The sequence below is a fragment of the Mesorhizobium sp. C372A genome (assembly GCF_030323245.1).
Taxonomy (GTDB): Bacteria; Pseudomonadota; Alphaproteobacteria; order Rhizobiales; family Rhizobiaceae; genus Mesorhizobium.
The window spans coordinates 3,254,556-3,269,747 of record NZ_CP100475.1; the positions used below are offsets into that span (position 1 = coordinate 3,254,556).

Sequence of the window (15,192 nt, forward strand, 5' to 3'; positions counted from 1 at the left end):
CAAGGGAAGCGTTCCAAACAGCCAAGGGAATGCGCAGTGATGAGCTACAATGGAAAGAAAGTCCTGGTGACCGGCGCGGACGGATTCATCGGTTCGCATGTCACGGAGGCGCTTGTTCGCAACGGGGCAGATGTCACAGCCCTTGCCCTTTACAATTCCTTCGACAGCCATGGATGGCTAGACGATCTGCCGGACACCATCCGCAGCCAGTTGAGGCTCGTCCGTGGTGACGTCCGCGACAGTGCGTTCCTTAACCGGATCATGCGCGGCCAAGTCGCGGTTTTTCATCTGGCGGCGCTTATTGCGATTCCATATTCCTACGCCGCTGCCCAGTCCTATGTGGAAACCAACATCCTAGGCACGGTGAACGTCCTCGAAGCGGCGCGCCTATGGGAGACGGAGCGGGTGATCCATACCTCCACGAGCGAGGTCTACGGAACTGCCCAAACCATGCCGATCGGCGAAACACACCCCCTGCAGGGACAGTCACCATATTCGGCATCCAAAATCGGCGCCGACATGATGGCGGAGTCTTACGCCAGGTCGTTCGATGTCCCTGTGGTGATCTTGCGACCCTTCAACACGTACGGCCCGCGCCAGAGTGAACGCGCCATCGTGCCGACCATTATCCGGCAGGTCCTCGACCCGAAATGTCCTGCAATCATGGTAGGGGATACCAGCCCGATCCGCGACCTGACCTATGTCGAAGACACCGCGACAGCGTTCCTGACCGCAGGTCTCGCCCAGCTCGAGTTCGGCCACGCCTACAACGCTGGCAGCCAACGCGCTGCGACCGTCTCGGACGTATTGGCCATTGTTCTTGAGCTGACCGATTGCAAAAAGCCGGTCCGTCGTGATGAAAGCCGCCTGAGGCCGCAAAATTCCGAAGTTCGCGCCTTGCTCGCCGATTCCTCGCGCTTTGAACGTGAGACTGGATGGCGGACACAGACCAGCCTGCGCGATGGGCTGGAGCGAACAATCACGTGGTGGCGCGAGCGCCTTAGTGAAGGCCGGGTACGGCGCGAAGTGGGTTACATGACATGACCCTGGGCGGCCGTCATGCGTTGGCGCTGTTGCTGGCTGCCGGTGCCATATCTCCCAACATCTACGTTGCCGGCGGCCGTCAAAGCAAGGCAGCGGAGGCGGCGGCCACAGCGGTTGTGGACAACCTGCCGGGCTATGTGCACGAAACAAGGGATCCTTGGTCTGGCATGGTTTTCGCACGGATCACCAGACCGGGCGTTCTCGGCCGGGCAGGTGTATGCGGGAAGAAGTACTGCACCCACCGTTACTCAAGCGCACAGGCTTGGAATGCCGACCAGAGCCTGCTCCTGATCGCCAATGGTTGCGGTGGCCTGTGCTTTCTCGACGGACAAACCTACTTGCCTTTGTTCCACCGCAACCGCGCTACCGAATGCGAATGGCATCCCACTGATCCCGAGTTGATGATCTGCGTCGGGGGCCGGCAGATTGCGACATGGGCGCCACGTACCGATCATGAGGACGTCGTGTTTGCCTCCGCAGCGTACTCCAACCTCAAATTTGGACCCAACAAAGGCAATCCGAGCCGCGACGGCAGCCGGATTGCGGTGCGTGCGACGAACAATGACGGCAGAGCGGTGGTCTTTGGCTACGATCTAAAGCTACGGCAGAAATTCCCCGATATCGATCTTGCCGAATTCCCGGGAACAACCGGCTCCTGCTCGATCTCACCACTCGGAATCAACATATTGTGTTCCCAGCAATTACCGGACGGAATCGAAGCGAGTTTCGTCTTCTCCATAGACGGCATATTGCGCCAGAAGTGGATGGAGCACCATCGACCAGGCCATGGCGACATGACGGTCGATTCCGACGGAAGCGAAATCTATGTCGGGATCAGCAAATCGGATCCTGACAAATATCAGGTGATCAAGCGCCGCTTGGCTGATGGCAAGGCTACCTCGCTGATGAAATATGGCGAGGCCATGCATGCGTCACTCAGGTCGCTCGGCAGGCCCGGCTGGGTGTTTCTGAGTTATGGCGGCGCGCCAGCCGAACTATCGCAGCACCCGGATTGGGCGCCTTACGCTCAGCAAGTCATTGCGCTGTGTCTAGACGGCAGTGGAGAGGTCCGCCGTGTCGCAGACACGCACAACGCGCCCTTCGACTACTGGAGCGAGACGCATGCCTCTCCGTCTCCAGACGGCACCCAGGTGGTCTGGTCCAGCAACTGGGGCGTGCCCGGTGGCCCGGTATACGATTTCGTTACTCGTGTTGAATGGCCTTTGAAGCCGGTGTTCGACCGGAAGGAGATTGTCGCAAATGACCTTCAGTAGACGATACGTTCTTGGCGCAGTCGTGATGATGTCGCTAACCTCGATGGCTTGCGCAGGCGAGGTCGAGCCCTATCAACTCTCACCTGGCGATACGGTCGAGATAGGAATAGCGCCGATCCCTGATCGGACGCAGCGCGCCGTAGTCCAGATGGATGGCAATATCGCCCTTCCGGAGGCGGGGATGATCATGGTCGCAGGCCTGACGGCGTCTCAATTGCAAAGGCGAATGCAAGAGCTCTTGCCAAGCAAGATTTTTCACGTGCGTCTGACTGACGGGCGGGAGCAGACAGTTACTGTCGAGCCCGACGATGTCACAGCAATCATAGCGGACTATCGCCCGATCTATGTAACGGGCGATGTGCTCACCCCAGGACAACAGGCCTACCGTCCGCTCATGACTGTACGGCAGGCGCTGGCCGTTTCCGGCGGCTTCAGTCTTTTGCGATCACGGGCAGGCCAGGCCGGGCCTGATCCGGTTGATCTCAAGCGCGATTACGAAATGCTCTGGGGAGATTACACGAAAGAATACCTTCACGCCGCCCGCATTCGCGCCGAGCTTCAGGGCCAGGCGGATTTCGACAAGAAGACACCACAGGGATCACCTCTTTCGCCGAGCGTTGTAGCCGCGATGGCACAGGCTGAAGCAGAGGCGCTGAAGGTTGCGCTGAGTGATTTCCGGCAGGAACAGGATTTTCTGGAGAAGGGCCGGACGGACGCTGCCGAGCAAATTGACGTTTTGCAGAAACGCGAGCAAGTCGAGGGCGAGAGCGTGAAGGCGGATGAGCAAGATTTGGCGCGAGTGACGAAGGCATTCGATGCAGGCAATCTGACCAACACCCGGCTCGCGGATGTCAGGCGCGCGTTGCTTCTGTCTTCAAGCGGCGCGCTTCAAACCTCGGTCGAGCTGATGAGGGCGCGACGCCAGCAGGAGGACTTTGTCAGACAGCACGAACGCAACGACAATCAAAGAAGGATTGGCTTGCTGACGGATCTGAAGGACACCAACGCCCGGCTGGCGGATGTCACCGCCAGGCTCCATGCCGCCAGCGAGAAGCTGCAGCCGACCGGAGCATCCACACAGCCATTGCCGATTGCCGGCGAAACGGTACGGGCCCAGGTGACCATCGTGCGCAAGATCGGCAATGAATGGCGCAAGCTGTTGGTTGACGAAGATGCGATTGTGCTGCCGGGGGATACTCTCGAAGCCAGATTCAGCAGTGAACTGCAAAGTGTGGCAGTCCAATAGGGCGTCAGCCGCAGTCCGTGCGGAGCTTACTGTTCTATCGGGGGGCGAACCCAACTGAACGGAGATCCAAGGTGAGGCGCATTTTCAACCAGGGAGCGACCCTGACACCCTCAACGAACGCGGATCAGGTGACGCAGTCGTCAAGTTATGCTTTCCATATGCCGTCAGCGCGAATTGTGCGGTCCAGGTCGCGCGCCGGTGAGTCCGGAAATTGGCAGGAATTTACGTCTAGCAAGGAGAGCAATGCGCAGGGCGGCTTCGTGTCGGACGGCTACAGGACCAGCCATTGCGCGCCCGGCTACGGCCAACATTACAACAAAACACACAGGTCCGGCTATTATGGCGCGCTTTGGGAGAACATCGAAAAGCCGCTGATCCTCGACGTTCTTCGCCCCTTGAGCGGAGCTAGCCGAAACTGCCTCGATTTCGCATGCGGAACAGGCCGCATCGCCGAGGTAGCCGCCGGCCTCTTCAGCGAGGTGGTTGGCGCCGACGTTTCCAGAACGATGCTCGACAGCGCGCAAGTACCGCCCAATGTGAGTTTGCGTCACGTCGACCTGACAAGGGAGCAGCTCGGTATGACGTTCGATGTGGTAACGGCATTTCGTTTTTTCCTGAACGCAGAGGATGAACTGAAATGGCATGCACTGAAGGCGATCAATGAGCACCTGAAAGATGGCGGGCGGCTTGTGTGCAACGTTCACATGAATGCGACGTCGCCCGTCGGCCTAGCGTGCCGGCTGCTCAATCGAGCGTCTGGACGCACAATTCGCAACACGCTGAGCGCAGCGAGGTTCAAGGCCCTCCTGGCTGCCTCGGGATTCACCGTCGAGCAGACGATACCGTACGGTTACCTGCCTCGGCCGGGAAATCTGTTGCCAGGGTTCTGTGAAATGATGATGCAGCCTGTCGAGAAGGCCTGCAGAACGCTTTGCGTTCCTGGCCAGATGGCGCAACACTTCGTAGTTGTTGCGAGGAAGCGCTAAAGCGCGAAAGTGCCCCGAAAAAAGCAGGGGGCGGTTTTCTTGGGCCGCTTCGCCCGGCATGAAGCCCCGCCCAAATACCATGGAACGGCAGTTTTCCCCCGATTTAACATGTGGGTTCCGGGTTTCTGAGGGCAGCGCCACGATTTTGCTACATTTTGACTAAAGTCCAAGCATGTTAGTGGGGCGTAATATTAGAAAGCCAAGGGGATACGCTCCTGAACAGCAAGAGATTGTCGGTGCCCAGTGGGGCCAGTGAGCTTGCGCAACGATCTCTCACGGGAGGTCGAAACCTATGAACCCTGGTGGAAGGAGTTCGTCGGATCTGCGAGGCGCAATGCTTGGGACCGTGCCTGGCCTGGTAGGCGTCGGCGTCTTCTCGGCAGTCATAAACCTTCTCGCCCTGACCGGCTCGGTCTATATGCTGCAAATTTACGATCGCGTTTTACCTTCGCAGAGCGTTCCGACGCTTGTCGGGTTCACGATCGGAATGCTGGGTCTTTACGCGGTCTACGGGCTGCTGGATTTCGTGCGCCTGCGCCTGCTGGTTCGAGTGGGCAATCGTGTCCATAGGAATTTGAAGCAGAGGGTGTTCGGCCTCTCGCTGTCCTTGCCGCTCATTGGCGGGCAGGATGCGAACCGGATACAGCCCCTCCGTGATCTCGATCAGTTACGCGGCTTCCTTTCCGGAATGGGGCCGACTGTTATATTCGACGCTCCGTGGATTCCATTTTACCTGCTGATCATCTATTTCCTGCATCCTGCGCTCGGTCTGTTGTCCACAAGCGGTGCGATCATTGTCGTGCTGCTCACGGTCATGGCGGAAGTTCTTGGCCGCACATCGGTGACACGCGCGTCCGAGACGCTGGTGTCGCAACGCAATCTCGCCGAATCCGGACGCCGCAACGCGGAAGTCGTACGCGCGATGGGCCTTTCCGCACGGCTTGCCCACCGCTGGGGCGAGATCAATAACGCATATCTGCGGCACCAAGAGAGGCTTTCCGACGTCGTCGGCGCCACCGGGGCACTCTCTAGGGCACTGCGTTTGGCCTTGCAGTCCTGCGTTCTTGGACTGGGTGCCTACCTGGTGATAGGAGGCGAAGCCTCGCCAGGTGTGATCATCGCATCCTCCATCTTGCTGGGCCGCTCATTGGCTCCTGTTGACGCCGCTATCGCGAACTGGCGAGGCTTCGCCGCGTTCCGGCAAAGCTATTCGCAACTGGCAACGGCGCTGGCCGCTTTTCCTGACCGGGACGAACATATGGAACTTCCGCGCCCCCAAGCGGAGCTTGCGGTCGAGGACCTGACCATAGCGCCACCGGGCCAGCAAAAACCGACGGTAGCCAATGTCAACTTCCGCCTGGCTGCAGGGACGGGAATGGCCGTTGTCGGCCCGAGCGGCTCTGGCAAAAGCACGCTTGTGCGCGCGCTGGTGGGCGTCTGGCAGCCACGTCGCGGCACGGTGAGGCTGGACGACGCCTCGCTTGACCAATGGGACCAAGAACACCTTGGCGCACATATTGGCTACCTGCCCCAGGACGTCGAACTGTTTGATGGAACGGTTGCCGATAACATTTCGCGATTTGGCGGGAAGGGCGACGCCAAGGGCGTGCTTGCAGCTGCCAAGGCAGCGGGCGTCGACAAAATGATCCTGCGATTGCCGAACGGTTTTCAAACACGCATGGGCGAGGGAGGAACAGCCTTGTCGGCTGGACAGCGGCAACTCGTAGGGCTTGCCAGGGCACTTTACGGCGATCCGTTTCTCGTCGTTCTGGACGAGCCGAATTCAAATCTGGACGTCGATGGCGATACCGCCTTGGCCGGCGCGATCCTGGCAGTGCGCAAACGTGGAGGCATCGTCATCGTAGTTGCGCACCGTCCTTCTGCCCTTACCAACATCGACAGGGTACTCGTAATGTCCAATGGGATGCTTCACGCCTTCGGCTCACGCGAGGAGGTCCTGGCCAACGTCATCCGCCCCTTTGCTGCGCCTGTTGAACGCCCGGCTGCGGCCGTCGCGATGCACAAAGGGGTGAGCGGTCACGCATGAGGAATATTTTTTTGTCTGAGGCGACGATGGCTCCATCGGCCCCGATCGGCAATGGGAGCCGGCGCAACGCGATGATTTCGGGCACGCGCGATGGAATCAGGGCCAACCTGATCCTGGGGGCGGCGGTCACGGTTACGTTAATTGCCGGCGGCGGGCTCTGGCTCGGTCTGACCAAGATTGCTGGCGCGGTAATTGCGCCTGCGACCGTGGTGGTCGAGAGCAACATAAAGAAGGTCCAGCATCTGACGGGCGGCACGATAGGGGGCATCTTCGCGCAAGATGGGGACCATGTACGGGCCGGCGATGTGATGGCACGGTTGGACGACACACTGACACGGGCCAATCTGCAGATAATTAGCAAGGATCTTGATCGGGCAACGGTTCGGCTTGTGCGGCTGGAGGCAGAGCGGCAAGGCCTGTCGGAGATGCAGCTTCCGTTCAGCCTTCAAGCGCGAATGGGCGAGCCGGAGCTGGCTGCGCTGGTGAACGGCGAGCGCACGCTGTTCGACAGCCGCGCTACGGCCCTCAACGGGCAGAAGGCACAGTTGCAAAGCCGCTCAAAGCAACTCGAACGCCAAGTTGAGGGCCTCAAGGCGCAACAGACCGCGGAAGAACAATCCGTGGTCCTGCTGGATGGCGATCTTGTCGATGTACAGGCGCTTTTTACAAAGAAACTGGTGTCCAAAGAGCGACTTAGCAACATCAGACTGGATGCCACCCGGGCGCACGGAGAATCAGGGCGCCTCGCGGCGGCAGTTGCCGAGGCGCAGGCCCGGATCAGCGAGACCGAATTGCAGATTCTTCAGCTCGATGAACAAAGGCGTAGTGACGTAACGAGCGAACTTCGTGAAACGGAAGCCAAGCAAACCGAACTCAGCGAGCGCAAGGTTGTGGCACAGGACGAACTGGCCAAAACCACCATCCGCGCTCCGCAATCGGGAACGGTACAGGAATCTTCCATTCACACGATCGGCGGCGTGATTGCCGCGGGCGAAGTTCTGATGATGATCGTACCTGACACCGGCAACCTTGTGGTCGACGCGCTGATTGCGCCGTCGCGCATAGATGACGTTCGTCCAGGTCAGCGGGTCTCGATCCGGTTTCCGGCTTTCGACGCCGGCACCACGCCTGCCTGCCAAGGGTCTGTCAAGCGCATCTCGGCGGACCTGATAAAAGATCAACAGCGCCAGCTTTCTTATTTCTCGGCGCGCATCAATGTCGAAGACAAGTCCACCTGTCTGACCGATGCCAAAGTGCTCAAACCCGGTATGCCAGCGGAGGTTCACATAAGTACGGACGAACACAGCGTCTGGTCTTATCTGCTGAAGCCGCTTACCGACCAGATGTCGAGGGCTTTCCGGCAATGACATGGCGGCTGTGAGCGGTCGACCGCGGGCACACTGCAGGCGTGCTTGCTGACATACTGGCTGGTAGGCGACGTGATGCGGACAGGGGTGACGCCTGCGGCCGACGCGCGAGGCTCGTCCGGGACATTGTCCCGGCTACAAGGATGCCCCAACAGGATTTTCCTGGCCGCCTCACCAAGTCCTGCCCGACAACAGCGTTAGTGTCCTGTCATCTTTTGCGCAACAAACAGCGCATACCGTTCCACGATCATCGACATGGGCAATTGCCTCACGAGGAGAGGTTCTTTGCTCCTACAACGCGGCGAGGGCCCTGCGGCGGCCACGGCGTGCGGCATGCACCGTTCGGTCTGCAGTCACCGCTACATTTGCCACGTCAGATGTATGCGGCAAGGCGTTCGCGCTTCCGTGCGACCTCTTGTAGGGCAGCAATTCCCTGACCCGAGCATTGACCGAGGCAATTTCGACCCGCAAGTCCTCGCATTCCTGCCGTCTCACATCGAGTTCAATCTGATCGGACGCCTGCTGCATGGACAGCTGTGCAAAATCTGCGGCGATCTTGGAAAGGTTCACCTTGTTGGTTTCGGCCTCCTCGGTGAGTGCGGCCAACCTTTCGTCGGTCACCTGTTTTTCCGCCAGGGCGTCGCTCCATTGTAGCTGGAGCCTGGCGATCTCGGCCGCGGCCTCGGTGTTTGCGATTGAGGCGAGTTCGAAGCGCGATTGGAGACTTTGAATTTCTGAGCGCAATCCTCGGTTCTCAGCCTGGCAGCGTTTAAGCTCGCCATCCATGTCCGCCTGCATAATCCTGGCTGCTTCGGTCACCTCCCATAGCTTCGCCTGCGCAACCTCGAGTGAGGTGTGCAATTTGATTGCCTCTTTTTCGCTCTTGCCGAGCGCACTCAGCATTTCGGAATTTCGCGCAGCTTCGTTGGCATGGATCGTCGAGAAGGCATCCAGCCTATGCCGTGCCTCTTCCTCCCGCTTCATGGCCTTTTCCAGGTCAATAGACAGGCTCACATTCTTTTCACGCAGCTGTTTGTTCTCTCGGGAGCGCCTGTCGGCCTCGACATTTGCGGCGGCAAGCATGTTCGTGAGGTCGCCAAATTCCGCTTCGTTCTTTGTGGTGGTGTTCGCCGCTTCGACCAGCTCCAGCCTTGCCGCGGCCAACGCGCCACGGAGCACTTCACACTCCTGAACAAGGCTTGCCTGGCGCTGCTGCAATGTCTCGATGGTGCCTTGACGCTCACAGTACCGTCTGTTCAGGTCATTGAGTGTTTCCGACAAGTTCCTTTGATCTGCGATCAGATTTTGATTCGCCAGCTCCAGTTCGTTCGCACGGAGAATGTCCGCGTGAAGGATGTGAAAAAACTCGAACGTCAGTTGACATGTGCCTGTAATTTCGGAGATTTTTGCGTTGATCTCCTCGAAATGGAGCTTGGCATCGTGGAACAAGCCGTTGAACGAGCTCACGGCAGCAATTCGGCTCTGCGTGTGTGAGGTCAGCCGATGCGCTGGTATCGGCGAGCTATCATCGTCGTCGCCGGCACCGCCCTCACTCCGTACGCTGTCATCCTGTTCGTTGTTGTCGCCTGCCATGTTTGGCACGTCGGCGACATCCTCCAAATCGAGGCACTGGTCGACAGCGTTAGCCAAGTCAGCTTCGAGATCGTCGAACGACCTCTCCACATTGTCCTCGGCGCGTCTGATCAAATCCCTGAACTTCATGACTTCATCCCCTGCAGCCGCATGCCCGGAACCATTGAGGCACGAGGACTGAGATGCTTTTGTATCGAGAGCTCAACTCAGCGTCTTCGTTCAATCAAACGATGCCAGGGCGCCGGCGTCACGAGGAGCCGAGAGCTGCGATTGGAAGGCCCTACATCGGTCTAGGTGCCTGCTGACTTATGCTTGAGGACTGCGCGACTCCCCTTCTTGCCATCGTCTTGGCGTCAATGGTGTGTTGCCTGGGCACATTAACGCTCAGGTGCAGAAGCCCCGACGAACGGCCCGGCACAGCCTCTTGTGGGGCGCATCAGGCGGCCGGGCCTAACCGGCGGTTGAGTGTTTTGGTTTGCCGGCTGACTCACCATGCGACCTTGGGGAGGCAAGCGCATCATTCGAACGAATTGGGGACCGGCCGCCTGGCCGCCCAATCACACTAAGCTTCCGTTGCCGGAGCTGGCGACGAGGTGCTTTGCCTTGAGCCTTGGTATCTACATACGAAGCGGCAATACGCGCCGATGGAGCAGTGGTCCGACCCGTCAAACTATCGCTGCAAAATGCGCGGCGGAAGGCATCCGAGGATATTCTCCGTTCAGCGGTAGGAGATCGAACGCGGGCGATCTTGCTGAATTCCCCAAACAATCCCGGCGGATATGTGTTCGGCAAGGAGGATCATTGCCACATTTGCCGAGCGGCACAATCTATGGATCATCAGCGATGAGTTTTACCGCAGCACAGTGTTCGACGGCGAGTTCCTCTCAATAGCATTCCCGGAATGAGAGAGCGGACGATAATTGTGAACAGCCTGTCGAAGTCTCATGCAATGACCGGCTGGAGGCTAGCGTGGACGCTTGGGCCGGTCTCGGCATCAGTTCATCTGGAAAATCTTGCGCAATGCATGCTCTTCGGATCGCCGACCTGTATTCAGGATGCCGCTGCGGTGACTCTCGATGAGGCGGTGACGCAGAGATGCGTTTCTTTTCGGACGCCCTTCTGCCGTTGATATTGACCATTGCTGTGCGGATGTTCGCCGGGATATGCGTGAACCTTATCGTCCGCTGCGGCGCTCAATTTGCTTGGGGTTCTTGGAACCGTTCCGAACTTTCTCCTTGCGCCTCCGATCGAGTTGCGCGTGCTCATGCGGGGCGCTGAGGTGTCTCGATCCGCAGTGGCGCGGCCATTATGCGACGAAGCCGATCAGCTTAGTTGAAATTTGTCCCCAGCGGACGGGAACGACGCTTGGCCATGTTAGTTGATGTGAATGGAGCAGCTAAGAAATGATCTGGCATTGCTTACGCGACCGGGCTTCTGGATAGCTTTCGGCATTTTGTTGCTGCTTTACGGGATTCAGGTCTTTTTTCTAATTCGGGCATGCCAATGCCTTTAGCCTGGAACATCGATCCCCCTAGCTGGAACGCGGTCTGTCCATCTCCCGGCGGCTGCGGCGATAGCGTTGATCAACGATATATTCATTTGTAAGCCTGCTATTCCCGGGGATGCCGAGGTTGGCAGCGCCTGCATCGTTGATTACGCACGTGGCGCTCCCCTCAAGATAGGTGGTTACCATTCTCGCGCTGCCGGTGAGCATTGGAGTCCGCACTGTGTTGGACGTGCGCTCATGCGTCGGGAAATTTCTTATAGACAGGGGAGGGTCTGTCAGGCTGGAAAATCACAAGCTGCCCCGCGAATGAGGAAGCAAAAAAGGTGCAAGACCAGATCGATTTCTTCCGGGCAACTCGGTCCTCGCATCATCGCCGATCAGCGGCCGTACCGTCGAGAACCAAAATGCGCACGATCTCAGCCGGTCGGCTTCGACCAAAACATGCGGACTACCGGACGGGGACAGTCGGTGCCGCGTCCCGTCCTGTGGCCGGCGCTATGCTGACGCTCCTACGGTATCCCGTTCACCGCCCGCGGCAGGAGGGCGAATTTCCTCCGTCCTGCGCGGGACAACCGTCCACTGTTGCGGCCGCACGCAGGACTGCGGCTTATACGCCGTTCTTCCTTTGAGCGGCGTCCAGTTCGCAGGGCTAAATCACCATTGGTATGCAGACGAGCCTCTCGGCGTCTGGACAGAGATCAATTGCGCTTTGCACCAGGGTTCCTGGATCGTAAGCTCCAAACACGCTGCAGTCGCCTGATATGGTCCACTACGTTGGCCGGCTCATACGGCTTCGCAAGGTGCGGGCCTTCCTGACAAAGGTCGCCCGCCGCGATCGCAGTTCGTTCTACTGCGGCAGAAAGCACTATTTTGACCTCGGGCTTGTTCTCGCGAACCCACTTCGACAGTTGGAACCCGTTCATGTTGCCCGGCAGGTCAACGTCACACAAGACGGTGTCCACACCGAACTCCGCATAGTTCAACGCTTGTTGCGCCTCACGTGCGAAATGGGCCTCAATCACCCTGTAGCCACAGTGGCGGAGATAGTCCGCGATGACGCATCGGGCGATGACGTCGCCGTCAACCACGAGGATCGTTTGGCTCTGTTGGTTCGGGGCTTCCATTGACGGAGAACGGTCAGCAACCGGCAGGGTTCCACGCATCATGACCTGCGCGGGATGCCGACCGAAGATCGCGGCGAGATCCTGCACGAAATGATCCCTGCCGGCGGGCGCATTCAATTCAGCGGAGCGATGCCGCACTGGTGACGCCGTTTGCCACCTGGTCGACGAGACGGGCTAGAAGGCATGGTCTCGAAGCTCAAGGGCAGTCCATATCGCAGCGGCAAACGAGCGCTTGGCGCAAGATCAAGTGCTTTGAGGAAAAGGAAATGCAAATCATCGGTGCACAGCGCGAGCGCGGCAAAGCTACCCAGGTGATCATGGCTGAAAAGGGCCTCTACAAAGGCGGCGCACTCGTCAACTTCAATGCCGATGAGCGGCAAGCGCTTTGGGATCGTGTCCAGGGCAAGGTTGGCGGCCCGGTCCCGAAGGGACATAAAAAGGAAAAGGCCGAGTGGCTGAAGCCCGGACTGGTTGGCTGGGTCGAGACCCTCAAAGGCGAAGAGAAGCTGCGGCACGCAAGGCTGCTGGATTTCCGGGAGGATGATGCAAATGGCCATGCCTAAGAAAGATCAGGAACGCGCCACCTACGCCTGGATGTACGGCGCCCAAGCGCGCAAGGATGGCAAGGAGCGTGAGGTGCCAGCTTACTGGCAGGAACATGCCGACGCGTGGCTGCAGGGCTTTGACGGTGTGGCGATGGACGGTTTTGGCAAGACCAAGACCGTCAACGACGAGATGGAGGCCGAGGTCGACGAAGCTGCCGTCGAGCGCCCCGACGAATAGCCATTTTGCCGTATGCCGTATGGTCGTTTTTAATTGGAGAAGGGTTTCGTTGGGCCTATAAAGATTGCGTTTACCATTGCCTTTTTAGGGAGAATGCGATGGTTGCAACGCCCATAGAAATCGCTCAAGCCGCTACTGCGACTACGGCCACCTTGCTGAAGTGGCAGAAGTCCATGGAGGAACGCGCCACGTTTCGCCAGAACATGGATCAATCGCGCAGGGCGATTCAAGCCTCACGCGATCTGCTGAAGCGCCTTCGCCAACGTCATCGCGACGACATGGCGGAAAGTTCGGAAAATGCCAACCCGTCTACTGTGCCGATATCGCAACGCGCCGGCAGCTAGCGGGAGGCGACCAGAGCCGATGTGAAGGAGAAAGTTTCAGTGGGCTGTTCCTGGGGTCGGCAACGAAGTTTAAGCCTTGTCAACCAGCGACTTTTTTCGCCCGCGTGGAAGTGCCACATGTCTTTCGACAAGGCGCACGTGCTCGGCCTCGACAGTCACCAATGGCCGGAGGCTGACGGTTACCTTGTCCCCGTCGATGCGTGTGACAGGGCCGATCAATTCCATATGCTGGCCAATCACAGTCTTCCAAGTCGAATCGACAACAGAATGCGGGAAGTCGTAGGAGGGGATCGTCACGCTCATGCGATCGGGCGTCACCCGGCCGCGCACAATCGCCGTGACTGCGACCTCGTCGCCAACTTTGATACTTCCCCGAGCGATGCCCAAGACTTTGGAGCAGCCGGCGCCGGCGTCAAGAGAGGGGGAGCTAATAAAACCCCTCCGCGCCGCGATTGTGACGCGGGGCGATCCGATCGCCGCCAGCGACTTAGCAGACCAATTGACGACAGCGGCCGAGAAGCCTGGCATCCCTGCCGACCAAATCAACGGCGAAATCGAAAGCGCCTTCGAACTGTGAGAGAGGGCCGGGGCTGTGGCCGGCTGGCTTGCGGTTAATATCGACCACAGCTGAATGGACGAGGCGACAAGGTCATCAGCCTTGCTGGTTCCGACGTCGACGCGCTTGTGATCCCCACCGATGAAGAGAGAGCCGTGGGGATCCAGCTGCTATCTGTGTGCCTCAAGCTTTGTCGCTCGTACCCTGAGCGCCGAACCTGATGCTACTCGCGCGGCGGGTGTCTCGGCCTGTCAGGAGTTCGGCGGCAGGAGCATGGTCCCATAGCCGGCCATCAAGGCGATCAAGGTTGCTGCAACCAGCGGCAACCAGAACTTGATCGGTCCGGCAATACTGCCAGCGATGCGCGGCCGATGCCATCAGCACCGTCAGGAGCCAGACCTCCCACGGGTTGAAACCGCCCCATGGGTCAATCGTCCGGTTTGGCAACAAGGGCAAGATGATCGCTGTCGCAGCCGTGCGGCAAGACATATTTGCGGCGGTGTTCCTCCGGCAACGAGTCGTCTCAGCTAGTTGTGGAGGTGCGACAGTTGAAGTCCAGGCTGGTGCTCCACGCCGGATAACAGCGATTCCGCCGATCGGAACATGTCCTCGAATTCCAACTCGTTTTCAAACACCACGCCGCCGACGCTGATGGTCAGCGTGTCCGCGGTTCCTTTTGGCGCGAAATAGGCTTGGGCCACGCGCGCCCGGATACGCTCGCCGATCTCCCTGGCGTCGTCTTCTGTCGCACCGGGCAGAAAGACCCCGAACATGGAGGTTCCGATCCGGCCCACCAGATCTTCCTTGCGTACCGATGACTGGATGGTCGAGGCTATGAGCCGCAAGGCTTCGTCACCCCAGCCAAGGCCGAAGCGCAGATTGATGGACCTGATGTGTTCGGGATGAATGACCAGGAAGGCGCCAGATCTTGGACCAGACGATTCCGGCCTGGTTGCTCTCCTTTCAACCATCGACGTGAAGACTGTCCGGTTGAGGCAGCCTGTCAGGCTGTCAAAGGTCGCCGACTTGTTGAGTTCTCTTCGATAACGGACGAGCTCGGTCCGCTGCAGTCCAATGAACAGGAAAAGTGGGCCACCGACGATGACCGGCAACAGGATCGCAGTGACCATGCTGCGGCCGAAGGGCGTCAAGGCTTCCGAGAACAGAAGCAGATAATTTAGGCCAACCGAGAGGAGCAGAATTCCCGCCGATCCCAGGGCAGTCAGCCATGCGATATCTTTCCATTGCCGGGGCGAGCTATTCGCCATTGGTGTCATCATTAGCCAATCTCCCGCCTGATCGGCTGTCATAAGGCCAAGGT

General features: G+C 58.9%; 14 protein-coding genes. 10 read left to right on the forward strand and 4 right to left on the reverse strand.

Annotated elements, in window-relative coordinates:
- The first annotated feature begins 39 nt into the window (after window positions 1-39).
- From NLY42_RS15520 to NLY42_RS15545, 6 genes are all read left to right on the forward strand, one after another.
- Window positions 40-1,044, forward strand: a complete 1,005-nt coding sequence (locus NLY42_RS15520) for an SDR family NAD(P)-dependent oxidoreductase (RefSeq protein ID WP_023754511.1) — start codon at window positions 40-42, stop codon at window positions 1,042-1,044.
- Window positions 1,041-2,318, forward strand: coding sequence for a hypothetical protein (locus NLY42_RS15525; RefSeq protein ID WP_023697136.1), 1,278 nt, complete (start codon window positions 1,041-1,043; stop codon window positions 2,316-2,318). The genes NLY42_RS15520 and NLY42_RS15525 overlap by 4 nt, the downstream gene beginning before the upstream one ends.
- Window positions 2,305-3,564, forward strand: coding sequence for a polysaccharide biosynthesis/export family protein (locus NLY42_RS15530; RefSeq protein ID WP_023754510.1), 1,260 nt, complete (start codon window positions 2,305-2,307; stop codon window positions 3,562-3,564). The genes NLY42_RS15525 and NLY42_RS15530 overlap by 14 nt, the downstream gene beginning before the upstream one ends.
- A 71-nt stretch (window positions 3,565-3,635) precedes the next feature.
- A complete protein-coding gene (locus tag NLY42_RS15535; RefSeq protein ID WP_245261791.1) occupies window positions 3,636-4,550 on the forward strand; it encodes a class I SAM-dependent methyltransferase in 915 nt (304 codons plus the stop codon).
- Between the two features lie 334 nt (window positions 4,551-4,884).
- The gene (locus tag NLY42_RS15540) at window positions 4,885-6,597 is read left to right on the forward strand and encodes a type I secretion system permease/ATPase (protein WP_023754508.1); all 1,713 of its coding nucleotides are present in this window, start codon (window positions 4,885-4,887) and stop codon (window positions 6,595-6,597) included.
- 71 nt (window positions 6,598-6,668) lie between these two features.
- On the forward strand, window positions 6,669-7,964 hold the full coding sequence (locus NLY42_RS15545; RefSeq protein ID WP_348528062.1) for an HlyD family type I secretion periplasmic adaptor subunit: 1,296 nt from the start codon (window positions 6,669-6,671) through the stop codon (window positions 7,962-7,964).
- 291 nt (window positions 7,965-8,255) lie between these two features.
- Here the strand turns inward: NLY42_RS15545 and NLY42_RS15550 are convergent, their stop codons facing one another.
- Window positions 8,256-9,686 carry a coiled-coil domain-containing protein gene (locus NLY42_RS15550; RefSeq protein ID WP_023729560.1) on the reverse strand — a complete coding sequence of 477 codons (1,431 nt, stop codon included), beginning with the start codon at window positions 9,684-9,686 and terminating at the stop codon, window positions 8,256-8,258.
- A gap of 820 nt (window positions 9,687-10,506) precedes the next feature.
- On the opposite strand from NLY42_RS15550, the gene NLY42_RS31800 reads away from it, so the two are divergent.
- The gene (locus NLY42_RS31800; RefSeq protein WP_353623137.1) at window positions 10,507-10,686 is read left to right on the forward strand and encodes a hypothetical protein; all 180 of its coding nucleotides are present in this window, start codon (window positions 10,507-10,509) and stop codon (window positions 10,684-10,686) included.
- Window positions 10,687-11,762: 1,076 nt separating this feature from the next.
- On the opposite strand, the gene NLY42_RS15555 is transcribed toward NLY42_RS31800, so the two are convergent.
- Window positions 11,763-12,275, reverse strand: a complete 513-nt coding sequence (locus NLY42_RS15555) for a response regulator (RefSeq protein ID WP_023753040.1) — start codon at window positions 12,273-12,275, stop codon at window positions 11,763-11,765.
- Window positions 12,276-12,328: 53 nt separating this feature from the next.
- Between NLY42_RS15555 and NLY42_RS15560 the strand changes: the two genes are divergently transcribed.
- From NLY42_RS15560 to NLY42_RS15570, 3 genes are all read left to right on the forward strand, one after another.
- Window positions 12,329-12,751, forward strand: a complete 423-nt coding sequence (locus tag NLY42_RS15560; RefSeq protein ID WP_245263538.1) for a hypothetical protein — start codon at window positions 12,329-12,331, stop codon at window positions 12,749-12,751.
- Complete coding sequence (locus NLY42_RS15565) at window positions 12,744-12,971, forward strand: hypothetical protein (protein WP_245263537.1); 228 nt, start codon at window positions 12,744-12,746, stop codon at window positions 12,969-12,971. Before NLY42_RS15560 ends, NLY42_RS15565 begins: the two co-directional genes overlap by 8 nt.
- A gap of 98 nt (window positions 12,972-13,069) precedes the next feature.
- Entirely contained in the window at window positions 13,070-13,315 is a 246-nt protein-coding gene (locus NLY42_RS15570) for a hypothetical protein (RefSeq protein ID WP_023670916.1), read from the forward strand.
- A gap of 69 nt (window positions 13,316-13,384) precedes the next feature.
- Here NLY42_RS15570 and NLY42_RS15575 read toward each other — a convergent pair whose 3' ends face one another.
- Both NLY42_RS15575 and NLY42_RS15580 read right to left on the reverse strand, forming a co-directional pair.
- Window positions 13,385-13,843, reverse strand: coding sequence for a hypothetical protein (locus NLY42_RS15575; RefSeq protein ID WP_348528061.1), 459 nt, complete (start codon window positions 13,841-13,843; stop codon window positions 13,385-13,387).
- 555 nt (window positions 13,844-14,398) lie between these two features.
- Window positions 14,399-15,151 carry a GGDEF domain-containing protein gene (locus tag NLY42_RS15580; protein WP_023754503.1) on the reverse strand — a complete coding sequence of 251 codons (753 nt, stop codon included), beginning with the start codon at window positions 15,149-15,151 and terminating at the stop codon, window positions 14,399-14,401.
- Window positions 15,152-15,192 lie beyond the last annotated feature (41 nt).

Bases quoted from the DNA above. Each gene is read 5' to 3' on its own strand.
- NLY42_RS15520 (WP_023754511.1), top strand. From the start codon at position 40: ATGAGCTACAATGGAAAGAAAGTCCTGGTGACCGGCGCGGACGGATTC.
- NLY42_RS15525 (WP_023697136.1), top strand. From the start codon at position 1,041: ATGACCCTGGGCGGCCGTCATGCGTTGGCGCTGTTGCTGGCTGCCGGT.
- NLY42_RS15530 (WP_023754510.1), top strand. From the start codon at position 2,305: ATGACCTTCAGTAGACGATACGTTCTTGGCGCAGTCGTGATGATGTCG.
- NLY42_RS15540 (WP_023754508.1), top strand. From the start codon at position 4,885: ATGCTTGGGACCGTGCCTGGCCTGGTAGGCGTCGGCGTCTTCTCGGCA.
- NLY42_RS15545 (WP_348528062.1), top strand. From the start codon at position 6,669: ATGATTTCGGGCACGCGCGATGGAATCAGGGCCAACCTGATCCTGGGG.
- NLY42_RS15550 (WP_023729560.1), bottom strand. From the start codon at position 9,686: ATGAAGTTCAGGGATTTGATCAGACGCGCCGAGGACAATGTGGAGAGG.
- NLY42_RS31800 (WP_353623137.1), top strand. From the start codon at position 10,507: ATGACCGGCTGGAGGCTAGCGTGGACGCTTGGGCCGGTCTCGGCATCA.
- NLY42_RS15565 (WP_245263537.1), top strand. From the start codon at position 12,744: ATGCCTAAGAAAGATCAGGAACGCGCCACCTACGCCTGGATGTACGGC.
- NLY42_RS15570 (WP_023670916.1), top strand. From the start codon at position 13,070: ATGGTTGCAACGCCCATAGAAATCGCTCAAGCCGCTACTGCGACTACG.
- NLY42_RS15575 (WP_348528061.1), bottom strand. From the start codon at position 13,843: ATGCCAGGCTTCTCGGCCGCTGTCGTCAATTGGTCTGCTAAGTCGCTG.
- NLY42_RS15580 (WP_023754503.1), bottom strand. From the start codon at position 15,151: ATGATGACACCAATGGCGAATAGCTCGCCCCGGCAATGGAAAGATATC.